At 70.0% G+C, this 9,337-nt stretch carries 11 protein-coding genes; 2 read left to right on the forward strand and 9 right to left on the reverse strand.

The window, feature by feature from the left end; all coding sequences use genetic code 11:
- Both VED21_RS35645 and VED21_RS35650 read right to left on the reverse strand, forming a co-directional pair.
- A partial coding sequence (locus VED21_RS35645; RefSeq protein ID WP_324890698.1) for an FAD-dependent oxidoreductase occupies window positions 1-217 on the reverse strand: 217 nt, incomplete at its 3' end.
- Entirely contained in the window at window positions 214-933 is a 720-nt protein-coding gene (locus VED21_RS35650) for a TVP38/TMEM64 family protein (RefSeq protein ID WP_324890700.1), read from the reverse strand. The genes VED21_RS35650 and VED21_RS35645, both read right to left, overlap by 4 nt.
- Before the next feature lie 79 nt (window positions 934-1,012).
- Between VED21_RS35650 and rfaE1 the strand changes: the two genes are divergently transcribed.
- A complete protein-coding gene (rfaE1, locus tag VED21_RS35655) occupies window positions 1,013-2,467 on the forward strand; it encodes a D-glycero-beta-D-manno-heptose-7-phosphate kinase (RefSeq protein WP_324890701.1) in 1,455 nt (484 codons plus the stop codon).
- A 50-nt stretch (window positions 2,468-2,517) separates the two neighbouring features.
- Here rfaE1 and VED21_RS35660 read toward each other — a convergent pair whose 3' ends face one another.
- The 7 genes from VED21_RS35660 to VED21_RS35690 all read right to left on the reverse strand — a co-directional run bounded on the left by VED21_RS35660 (window position 2,518) and on the right by VED21_RS35690 (window position 8,720).
- Window positions 2,518-2,664 carry an entericidin A/B family lipoprotein gene (locus tag VED21_RS35660; RefSeq protein WP_324890703.1) on the reverse strand — a complete coding sequence of 49 codons (147 nt, stop codon included), beginning with the start codon at window positions 2,662-2,664 and terminating at the stop codon, window positions 2,518-2,520.
- Window positions 2,665-2,811: 147 nt separating this feature from the next.
- Window positions 2,812-3,816, reverse strand: a complete 1,005-nt coding sequence (trxB, locus tag VED21_RS35665) for a thioredoxin-disulfide reductase (protein WP_324890705.1) — start codon at window positions 3,814-3,816, stop codon at window positions 2,812-2,814.
- A 25-nt stretch (window positions 3,817-3,841) separates the two neighbouring features.
- A complete protein-coding gene (locus VED21_RS35670; RefSeq protein WP_324890707.1) occupies window positions 3,842-5,749 on the reverse strand; it encodes a hypothetical protein in 1,908 nt (635 codons plus the stop codon).
- A 470-nt stretch (window positions 5,750-6,219) separates the two neighbouring features.
- A complete protein-coding gene (locus VED21_RS35675; RefSeq protein ID WP_324890709.1) occupies window positions 6,220-6,876 on the reverse strand; it encodes a hypothetical protein in 657 nt (218 codons plus the stop codon).
- A 106-nt stretch (window positions 6,877-6,982) separates the two neighbouring features.
- Window positions 6,983-7,204 carry a hypothetical protein gene (locus VED21_RS35680; protein WP_324890711.1) on the reverse strand — a complete coding sequence of 74 codons (222 nt, stop codon included), beginning with the start codon at window positions 7,202-7,204 and terminating at the stop codon, window positions 6,983-6,985.
- A gap of 204 nt (window positions 7,205-7,408) precedes the next feature.
- Window positions 7,409-8,038 carry a 2OG-Fe(II) oxygenase gene (locus VED21_RS35685; RefSeq protein ID WP_324890713.1) on the reverse strand — a complete coding sequence of 210 codons (630 nt, stop codon included), beginning with the start codon at window positions 8,036-8,038 and terminating at the stop codon, window positions 7,409-7,411.
- A gap of 22 nt (window positions 8,039-8,060) precedes the next feature.
- Entirely contained in the window at window positions 8,061-8,720 is a 660-nt protein-coding gene (locus VED21_RS35690) for a 2OG-Fe(II) oxygenase (protein WP_324890714.1), read from the reverse strand.
- A 215-nt stretch (window positions 8,721-8,935) separates the two neighbouring features.
- Here VED21_RS35690 and VED21_RS35695 point away from each other — a divergent pair, with 215 nt between their 5' ends.
- The gene (locus tag VED21_RS35695) at window positions 8,936-9,106 is read left to right on the forward strand and encodes a hypothetical protein (protein WP_324890716.1); all 171 of its coding nucleotides are present in this window, start codon (window positions 8,936-8,938) and stop codon (window positions 9,104-9,106) included.
- Window positions 9,107-9,337 lie beyond the last annotated feature (231 nt).

A 9,337-nucleotide genomic window follows, 5' to 3' on the forward strand; every position in this document is an offset into this window, starting at 1 on the left:
CGAACCGGCCGGCCGTGCGCACCCCCTGCGCCGCCTTGGCGGCGGCCAGCAGCGCCTTGGACGGCACGCAGCCGGTGTTCAGGCAGTCGCCGCCCATGGCGCCGCGCTCGACCAGAACCGTGTCGACGCCCATCTGCGCCGCCGCCGCGGCCACCGACAGCCCGCCGGAACCGGCGCCGATCACGCACAGTCCGCACCGGATCGTCTCCTCCGTCATGCCCGGCCCCGCCACGCCTTCACCGCCACCGGCAGCAGCGCCAGCGCCGCCAGCCCCAGCAGGGGGAACAGCACCTCCGGCGCGAAGATCAGCCCCAGGTCCGGCGTGCCCCCGGCGTCCAGCACCGCGCCCAGCCCGTTCCCGACGGAGGCGTAGACCAGCCCGCCCGGCACGATGCCGATCAGCGTCGCGAATGCATAGGTGCGCAGCGGCACGCCCAGGAAGGCCGGCACCAGGTTGACCAGCCAGAAGGGGAACAGCGGCACCAGCCGCAGGAACAGCGTGTAGGAGAAGGCGTGCTCCCGGAACCCCGATTCCAGCCGGGCGATCCACGGCCCCGCGCGCTCCCGCAAGGCCCCGCCCAGCGCCGTGCGCGCGGCCAGGAACACCGCCACGGCGCCCAGCGTGGCGCCGGTGACGGCATAGGCGGTGGCCGGCAGCGTGCCGAACAGGAAGCCGCCGGCCAGCGTCAGCACCGTCGCCCCCGGCACCGAGAACGCCACCGACAGGGCGTAGACGCCGATGTAGGCCAGCACCGCCACGGCCCCCTGCGCGGCGACGAAGCCGGCCAGATCGGCGCGATGCCGCGCCAGTGCGGCGAGCGACAGCTGCCGGTCGAGCCCCAGGGCGAAGAACGCCGCGAAGCCGGCCGCCAGCAGCAGCAGCGGCAGCAGGCGCCTGAGGAGCGGCGGGGAGGGTGCGGCGGGAGCGTCCATGCCCCCGATCTAACGCCGCAACCCGCTCACCGGCCAGTCACCTTGCCGTGAGCGGGCCGCGACTGGTAGAAGTGCGCGCATGAGCGACCTTGCCCGCCACATCGATTCCCTGTCGTCCGCGCGCGTTCTGTGCGTCGGCGACGTCATGCTCGACCGCTTCGTCTACGGCGCGGTGGACCGCGTCTCGCCCGAGGCGCCGATCCCCGTCCTGCGCATCGAGCGCGAGAGCGCCATGCTGGGCGGTGCCGGCAACGTGGCGGCCAACGTCATGGCGCTGGGTGCCGGCTGCCGCTTCATCTCCGTCATCGGCGACGACGGCGCCGGGGCGGAGCTGCGCCGACTGGTCGCCGGGGAACTGGGGGACGCCGCCGGCATGGTCGCCCAGCCCGGCCGCCAGACCACGGTGAAGACGCGCTTCATCGGCGGGCGCCAGCAACTGCTGCGCGCCGACGCCGAGACAGTGGCGCCGATCGCCGCCGACAGTGCCAACCTCGTCTCCGGCATGGTGCGCGACGCGCTGTTCGACGTGGGCGCCGTCATCCTGTCCGACTACGGCAAGGGCGTGCTGACCGACAAGCTGCTGGCCCGCGTCATCGCCGTGGCCCGCACCGCCGGCCTGCCGGTGGTGGTGGACCCCAAGGGCAGCGACTACCGCCGCTACAAGGGGGCGAGCATCGTCACCCCCAACCGCAAGGAACTGATGGAAGCGACCGGCATGCCGGCCGACACGGACGAGCAGGTGGCTGCCGCCTGCCGCCGCATCATCGAGACCTGCGGCATCGACGCGGTGCTGGCCACGCGCTCCGAACGGGGCATGAGCGTGGTGACGAAGGACGGCCTCGTGGCCCACCTGCCGGCCGAGGCGCGCGAGGTGTTCGACGTGTCGGGGGCCGGCGACACCGTGGTCGCCACGCTGACCGCCGCCCTGTCCGCCGGCGTGCCGCTGGAGGACGCGGCGCGGCTGGCGAACCTCGCCGCCGGCATCGTGGTGGGCAAGGTTGGCACCGCCGTGGTCCGCGCGCCGGAACTGCTGGAGGCCCTGCACACCCAGGAATGGCGCCACGGCGAGGCCAAGGTGGCGACCCGCGAGCAGGCGGCCGAGTGTGCCGAGCGCTGGCGCCTGCGCGGCAAGCGGGTGGGCTTCACCAACGGCTGCTTCGACCTGCTGCACCCCGGCCACGTGTCGCTGCTGTCTCAGGCCAAGGCGGCGTGCGACGTTCTGGTGGTCGGGCTGAACAGCGACGAATCCGTGCAGCGCCTGAAGGGTCCGACCCGCCCGGTGCAGAGCGAGACGGCGCGCGCCACCGTGCTGGCCTCCATGGCCCCGGTGGACCTGGTGGTGATCTTCGGCGAGGACACGCCCGAACAGCTCATCAAGGCGCTGCGCCCGGACGTGCTGGTGAAGGGGGCGGACTACACGATCGACAAGGTCGTGGGTGCGGACTTCGTCCAGAGCTACGGAGGCAAGGTCGTGCTCGCCGACCTCGTCGCCGGGCAGAGCACCACCAACACCATCAAGCGCATGGCGGGGTAGGACCCGCGCCCTCCCCCGCCGGGAGGCGGAGGAGGGGCTGGTGAAGAGGCTTACATCTTCTTCTGCACGCTGTCGGCCGAGCGCTCCATGGCGCGGCCACCGGCCTGGACGTCCTCGCCCATGCCTTCGAAGGTGTTGCAGGCGGCCAGCAGCGAACCGACGATGCCGAGCAGGGCGAAAGCCTTGATGATGCGCATGTTCGTCTCTCCAAAATCCGTTCGGTCGGGGTGCCCTTACAAACGGCGGCGACCACGCTTGGTTGCGCCGCCGAACGCGGCGCGGGCGGGGTTCCCCGATGGAAGGGCGCCGGACTCGCCGAACGGAGGATGGAGGACGGGCGGCGCTTACCAGCTTCCCGCCGGGGTCTTCACCTCGTGCGCACCGGCGGCCGGCTCGTTGGCGGCCAGCCAGCGCTCGACCTCCAGCGCGGCCATGCAGCCCATGCCGGCGGCGGTGACGGCCTGACGGTAGACCTTGTCCTTGATGTCGCCGGCGGCGAACACGCCGGGGACGTTGGTGGCGGTCGAGTCCGGGGCGGTCAGGATGTAGCCGTGCTCGTCCATCGCCACCTTGCCCTTGAAGACCTCGCTGGCCGGGGAGTGGCCGATGGCGACGAACACGCCCTCGCACGGGACGGTGGTCTCGGCGTCCGTCTTCACGTTGCGGATGCGCACGCCGGTGACGGCGCGCGGGCTGTCGAAGGTGCCGTCGCCCTGACCGACCACCTCTTCCACCACGCTGTCCCAGATCACCTCGATCTTCGGGTTGCGGAACAGGCGGTCCTGCAGGATCTTTTCGGAGCGGAAGCTGTCGCGGCGGTGGATCACCGTCACCTTGGACGCGTGGTTGGTGAGGTACAGCGCCTCCTCCACGGCGGAGTTGCCGCCGCCGACCACCACGACCTCCTTGCCGCGGAAGAAGAAGCCGTCGCAGGTGGCGCAGGCCGACACGCCGAAGCCGCGGTAGGTCTGCTCGCTCTCCAGGCCAAGCCAGCGCGCCTGGGCGCCGGTGGCGATGACCACGGCGTCGGCGGTGTAGGTGTCGCCCGAGTCGGCCTTGCAGACGAAGGGGCGGGTCGTGAAGTCCACGTCGGTGATGACGTCGAAGACCATCGTCGTCCCGACGTGCTCCGCCTGCTTGGCCATCTGCTCCATCAGCCAGGGGCCCTGGATGGGGTCGGCGAAGCCGGGGTAGTTCTCCACCTCGGTGGTGATGGTCAGCTGGCCGCCCGGCTGCATGCCCTGCACCAGCAGCGGCTGCAGGTTGGCGCGGGCGGCGTAGATGGCCGCGGTGTAGCCGGCCGGGCCGGCGCCGATGATCAGGACCTTGGTGTGGTGCGTCGCGGGCATGGGTCGGATGATCCGTTAAGGAAGATTAATAGCCGAACATATGGTCGAGGCTGAACGCACCGTCACCGGCAAGGCAGCCATGATATCCGAACAGGCGGCAGGTCACGTCGCGGATCAGGACGTAGGCGTGGTCGCCCGCCGCCTGCCGCTCGGCCGCCGTGAAGGTCTCGTGGTAGCGGAACAGGCGCGAGCCGCCGCAGGGGATGGCGATCTTGCGCCGCGCCACCTCCTGCCCGTCGGCGCGGGTCAGGATCAGCGCGGTGTCGGACGCCGGGTGCCAGGGCGTGGAGGCCGGGTAGACGAGGTGGCACAGCGTGTCCCACGGCTGCGGCCCCAGCCGCAGGAACAGGCGCGACGACAGCCCCGGCGGCCGGCCGTGGTAGCTCTGCGGCTCGTCCCGGTAGGTCAGCGCGGTGTTGAAGATGTGGCTGCCAAAGCTGGTCTCGGCCACGTGGCCGGACCGGCGGTCCTCGTAGCGGAACAGGGCGTGCAGCCAGCCGTCGGCGCACTCCCCGGCCGCGAAGTCGTAGAGCAGCTCCACATGGCCCCAGCCGCCCGGCAGTTGGGCGCCCGCCAGCAGCTCCGTCACATCCAGCGCCACGCTGTCGGAGCGCTTGAGGTTGCCGAAGCGGTGGCGGGCCAGCTCGCGGCCGGAGGCGTCGTAGGCCACCGCCTGCACCGGCAGGGCGTCCTGCGCCGTGCTCATGGGCGTGGGCAGCAGGATGGTGCGCCAGCGCTCCGGCGGCAGGATGGGGGCCGGCAGGATGTGGCCCTTGCCCAGCAGCGTCGCCAGCGTCGCCAGCTTCGGGTCGGGCGTCAGGTCGGTGCGCTCGACGTTGGCGTGGGCAATGCGGCGGCGGCCGTTGGCCTGGAGGACCTCGTAGCGCGGGCGGACGAAGTGCTTGCCGGCCCGCACCTCCAGCTGCTGCGGCCAGCGCGCCTCGGGGAACAGGTCGGCGACGTCCAGCGCCACGGTGGCGAAGGGCGGCAGCGCAACCTGCAGCCGGCGCACCTCCTCCCGGCCCATCAGGTTGAGGCCGACGGCACCGGCCGGGATCGGCGTCGGGTGGCTGTTCTGGATCCACAGCAGGACCTTCTCGCCCTCGGCCGGGGCCGGCAGGCCGGCGTAGCGCTCGGCCGGCCAGGCGTTGGCGTCGTGCGTGCAGGACAGCTCGTCCGGGTCGTCGCCATAGGTGTCCAGGGCGTACTTCACCACGTCGTGGCCGGCGGCGCCGATCACGTGCAGGAACAGCGTGCCGCAGAAGTCGCCCAGGCCGAAGCGGCGGCGCACCTCCCGGCTGTCGACCACCACGGTGCCGCCGGCCGGCGGCATGGCGTCGGTCCATTCGGCGATGGCGCGGCCGTCGGCGTCGAACAGGCGCGCCCACAGGCGCGGCGCCCGGGCGCCGTAGCCGGTCCAGTAGTTGGCCGAGACGACGCGGGTGTGCCGTCCCCCTTCATCGCGCAGCCAGGCGAAGTTGGTGGCCCAGTTGAACTTGGCGAGGTAGTTCACCCGGTCGGTCAGCATGTCCTCCGGCACCCGCATGGCGTCCAGCGACACCACGCGCGCCCCCGCCGGCACCAGATGGGCGATGTGGTTCTCCAGCCGCTGCGAATCGAAGGCGGCGACGAACACCGTGCGCGCCCCGCTGGCCGCCAGTTCGGTGACCGGCCGGGCCGCGTGGCCCAGCACCGCGCGCCCCACCGCGTCCACGTCCTGCACGTAGACGCCGGAGATGGCGATCCGGCCGATGTCGTAGAACTCGGCGAAGGCCGAGGCCATGCCGTGCGGGTCGTAGACGGCGACCGGCCCTTCGCCGGCGAGGCGCCCGATCAGCGCGTGCGCCTTGGGCACGGCCAGCGGATGCCCGACGGCCTTGAAGAAGCTGAAGCCGCCGGTGACGTTGGAGAAGGTCTCGATCCGAAGGGGCATGACGGGCGCTGGTTTGATGGCCGGGCCGACGGTTATAGCCCGTCAGGACAGGCCGCGACAGAGCAAACCGAGCGGCCGGGTGGGCGACCGGACGGCGAAATGTTACCCGATGTTACCGGATGATACGCTTTTCCCAGGGGCGTCACATCCCGCCACCGGCCGCGCCGGCCTCAAAGCGGGGTGGGCGATTGCAACCGGATGCAACCGGATGCAACGCATTTCGGCATGTGTTGCATTGTCTCATATGGCACCGTTTTTCGCCGGAGCGCGCGGGTCGGCGCGGGCCGGGCAGGATGGGGACGGAAGATGCCGCGATTATCGCACCCATCATGGCGGTCGGTAGGAATATTGTCAACCGCATCGGCCGGGCGCGGCGGCTGTGCCGGGCTGCGGTGGGACACGAAGCAACAAAGGGCACGAAGGGGCACGAAGACGCGCCGGCACCTGCCGGGTCAGGCGCGCGCCGGGGATCAGCCGTAATTGAAGGCGCCACGGTCGATCAGGCGGTAAACCCTTTCGCCGAACGCCGTGAAGGGGCTGAGATCGATTCCCAAACCGGCGATCTTACGCGCGGCCTCATCCCCGCCGTCGTCGATCACGTTGAAATAGGCAAGGCGCTTCGGGTCGGCGGGCGGCCTCGCGGCGGCGGGCTTTTCGGCGGTGATCCGGTCGGCGGCTATCGGGGCGTCGCCCGGGGGTGGTCCGACGTCGGACCCGCGTTCACCGCGCCAGTGCATGCCGACCGCTGAGGCTTCAAACTGCTTGATAGCCGTAGCCAGATCGGACGTCGGCTGTGGGACGATGACGTCGGTGCCCAGCCCAAAGCCGATCCGCTTCAGGCGCGTGGTCAACCCTTTGGCGACATCCTCGCCGGTCAGGGTGCCGGCGCGAACCGCATCGTCCAGTGTGCGGCGGTCGTCATCCGTCAGGGCCTCGTTGAACATCGTCAGCGCGTTGCCTTTCAGCGCGGCGGCGATGGGGCTGAGGGTCACGCTGTCGCCGGAGCGGGCAGCGGTGGCGGGCGGCGCATCCTGGGGGGACGTGGCCGCCAAGTCCGTGCGCGGAGCCCTCAAGGCGCGCAGAAACGCAGGAACGTCAGCGGGTGATGTCGCGCCTGTCGTCGCCATGGGGCCTCCGGCGGGATAAAGCGTGGCCCAGGTTAAGGCGCAAAGACTAACGCAACATCATTGTAGATTAGATCTATAACGAAGCAATCGACGTGTGCTTGTTTGGTCAAGCCGCCGGCTTCGTCGACTTCCGGTTCTGCGGATTTGCGGCGGTGACGCGGCGAGCCCGTCCATTCCGCACCATCGCGGTCAGGTCGAGGCCGGTCGTGTCCGTATCGTCTTCCGCTGCTTGGCGGGCGATGTCGGCTTCGGTCGTCTCGTCCACGATCCGGCGGTTCACGCGCGCTTCCCGGCGGATGTCGTCAAGGGAACGTCTGACGGTAGGCATGCCGTTCTCCTTTGTTGGCGGGGGGCGCGGAGCGCCGTAGGTTGGGTTGAGCGCCAGCGAAAACCCAACATCGCCCGCATAGAGACCACGTTGGGTTTTCGGCTTTGGCCTCAACCCAACCTACGGTGCCTGCGCGGGTCAAAGACCTTGCCCCCACCTGACCTCCCCCGGCGGGGCCGGGGGAGGGACTTTGATGGGGTGCCGTCAGGCCGCCTGCTGGCCGCCGAACAGGTTCTTGGCCCAGGCGCCGATGCGGTGGCGCCACTGTTCGTGCCAGATGTAGACGTTGCCCTTCACCCAGTTCATCTGCACCGCGCGGCGCGGGCCTTCGAACGGGTGGTGGCCGTGCCAGGAGGTGTCCGTGCGGCGGAAGCACATCAGCGTGCCCTCCTCCGGCGGAACCTCGGCCGCGTAGTCCTCCAGGTTCTGGGAGCGCAGGACGCGCAGCCGGCCGCCCGAGGCCTCCCACGGCGGGTTCATGTAGATCAGCACGGTCACCACCTTGCTGGCCGAATCCGGGTGGATCTTGCCGTCGGTGGCCCGGCACATGCCGCGCGCGGTGAACATCGTCGGGTACTTGGAGAGGTCGATGCCGAACTTCTCCGAGAAGGCCTTGGACACCTCCGGCCCGCGCAGTTCGCGGATCAGGTCGTCGAAGACCGGACCCTGCGGGAAGACGCCGAGCGGGATGGAGCCCGGCTTGTCCACCTTCGGATAGTCGCGGTGCAGCGCCTCCAGGTATTCCTTCTTCACGAAACCCGGCACGCACAGGAAATCGTAGGGGTCGCGCTGCAGCGGGGTGGCGCGGAACTTGTCCAGATCGAGCATCGACATGGAGGAACGTCTCCCGAAGGGGTCAGGCGGCGATGGGGGTGTCGGGGAAGCAGAGTTCATGGCGCGCGCGCCACTCCGGCCCGACGTAGTTGACGATGATCGACTTGCGCACGCCGTCGATGGGGCGCTTGGCGAAGCCGTGCCAGGTGTTGCTGGCCGGGATGAAGATCAGCCCGTCGTTGAAGGCATAGGGCGCGCGGCGCACGAGGTTGCCCTGGGCGTCGTTCACGTCGGTGCCCCAGTTCTCCGACCCCGGATCCTTGGAGAGGTAGACCAGCATCGTGTACTTCTTGACGCCAATGTCGGTGTGCGGCTCCAGCCAGAAGCCGTCGGTGTCCTGGCAGTACTCGATGCGCAGCGAGGTGCCGGTCAGGTCGACGTTGCAGGTCTTCTGGATGACGGACACTACCTCGGGGCTCTGGAACGCCTGGGCCACGTCGTCGCACGCCTTGTACTTCGCGCGGTTCTCGACGCTGAAGTAGGTGCGCGACGCGTTGTTGGTCTCGCGCTTGCCGTAGGTCTCCAGCACGGCCGGCGGGCCCCAGGGCAGCTCGGCGATGCCGTCCGCCGTCTCCTCGGGCAGGGCATTGGACAGCAGCCAGTGATTGTAGGGGTCGGTCAGCAGCCGGCTGTTTTCCAGGCAGGCGATGAAGCTCTGGCGCACGGCGGTCGGCGAGGTCATGCGAAGGTGATCCGGTGGTGGTGAAGCCACGCCCGAACGGGGTGCGTGGTGCCATCCTTATGGCATGGTCGCCGCCCGAAAGGAACGGGTACGGAATGTCGCATTGCCCATGGAAGATGCAGCGCTGCCGGTGCTGCGGTCACGTGTCGCGGGCGTGACGGCCGCCGCCCCGGCGTGTTGGGGTGGGAGACGCACGCACAGCAGGGGAGGCCGGCATGGCCGACAAGCGCGACGACGACCGGAAAGCCGACCGGAAAGCCGACGACACGGCGCCGAAGAAGCCGCCGAAGGATCCGGGGGCGGGCGGCTCCGGCATCGACGACCGCACCTCCAGGGCGCAGGAGGAGGCGGCGAAGGAGCGGGCGAAGGAAGGCGGGTACCAGTAGGGGGCGGCGCGCCATTCCGAAGGACGTCGACGTTGGGTTTTCGCTGGCGCTCAACCCAACCTACGGGAGCGCCGCAGGTAGGTTGGGTTAAGCCGCAGGCTGTTCAGACCGGACACTTGGTTTACAGGTGTTCGGAGACATGGTTGACAGGTTGGACCGAACCGAGGCGATCGCGCAAGTCGACTTGCGCGATCGCCTCGGCGGCGAAATGGACGGTCCAGAGACCATCGG

The organism is Azospirillum sp. (assembly GCF_035627195.1).
In the GTDB taxonomy this organism is placed as follows: Bacteria; Pseudomonadota; Alphaproteobacteria; order Azospirillales; family Azospirillaceae; genus Azospirillum.

Excerpts from the sequence above, each read along its gene's own strand:
- VED21_RS35670 (WP_324890707.1), bottom strand. The coding sequence starts at position 5,749 with ATGCCCCTTCGGATCGAGACCTTCTCCAACGTCACCGGCGGCTTCAGC.
- trxB (WP_324890705.1), bottom strand. The coding sequence starts at position 3,816 with ATGCCCGCGACGCACCACACCAAGGTCCTGATCATCGGCGCCGGCCCG.
- VED21_RS35680 (WP_324890711.1), bottom strand. The coding sequence starts at position 7,204 with ATGCCTACCGTCAGACGTTCCCTTGACGACATCCGCCGGGAAGCGCGC.
- VED21_RS35675 (WP_324890709.1), bottom strand. The coding sequence starts at position 6,876 with ATGGCGACGACAGGCGCGACATCACCCGCTGACGTTCCTGCGTTTCTG.
- rfaE1 (WP_324890701.1), top strand. The coding sequence starts at position 1,013 with ATGAGCGACCTTGCCCGCCACATCGATTCCCTGTCGTCCGCGCGCGTT.
- VED21_RS35650 (WP_324890700.1), bottom strand. The coding sequence starts at position 933 with ATGGACGCTCCCGCCGCACCCTCCCCGCCGCTCCTCAGGCGCCTGCTG.
- VED21_RS35695 (WP_324890716.1), top strand. The coding sequence starts at position 8,936 with ATGGCCGACAAGCGCGACGACGACCGGAAAGCCGACCGGAAAGCCGAC.
- VED21_RS35685 (WP_324890713.1), bottom strand. The coding sequence starts at position 8,038 with ATGTCGATGCTCGATCTGGACAAGTTCCGCGCCACCCCGCTGCAGCGC.
- VED21_RS35690 (WP_324890714.1), bottom strand. The coding sequence starts at position 8,720 with ATGACCTCGCCGACCGCCGTGCGCCAGAGCTTCATCGCCTGCCTGGAA.
- VED21_RS35660 (WP_324890703.1), bottom strand. The coding sequence starts at position 2,664 with ATGCGCATCATCAAGGCTTTCGCCCTGCTCGGCATCGTCGGTTCGCTG.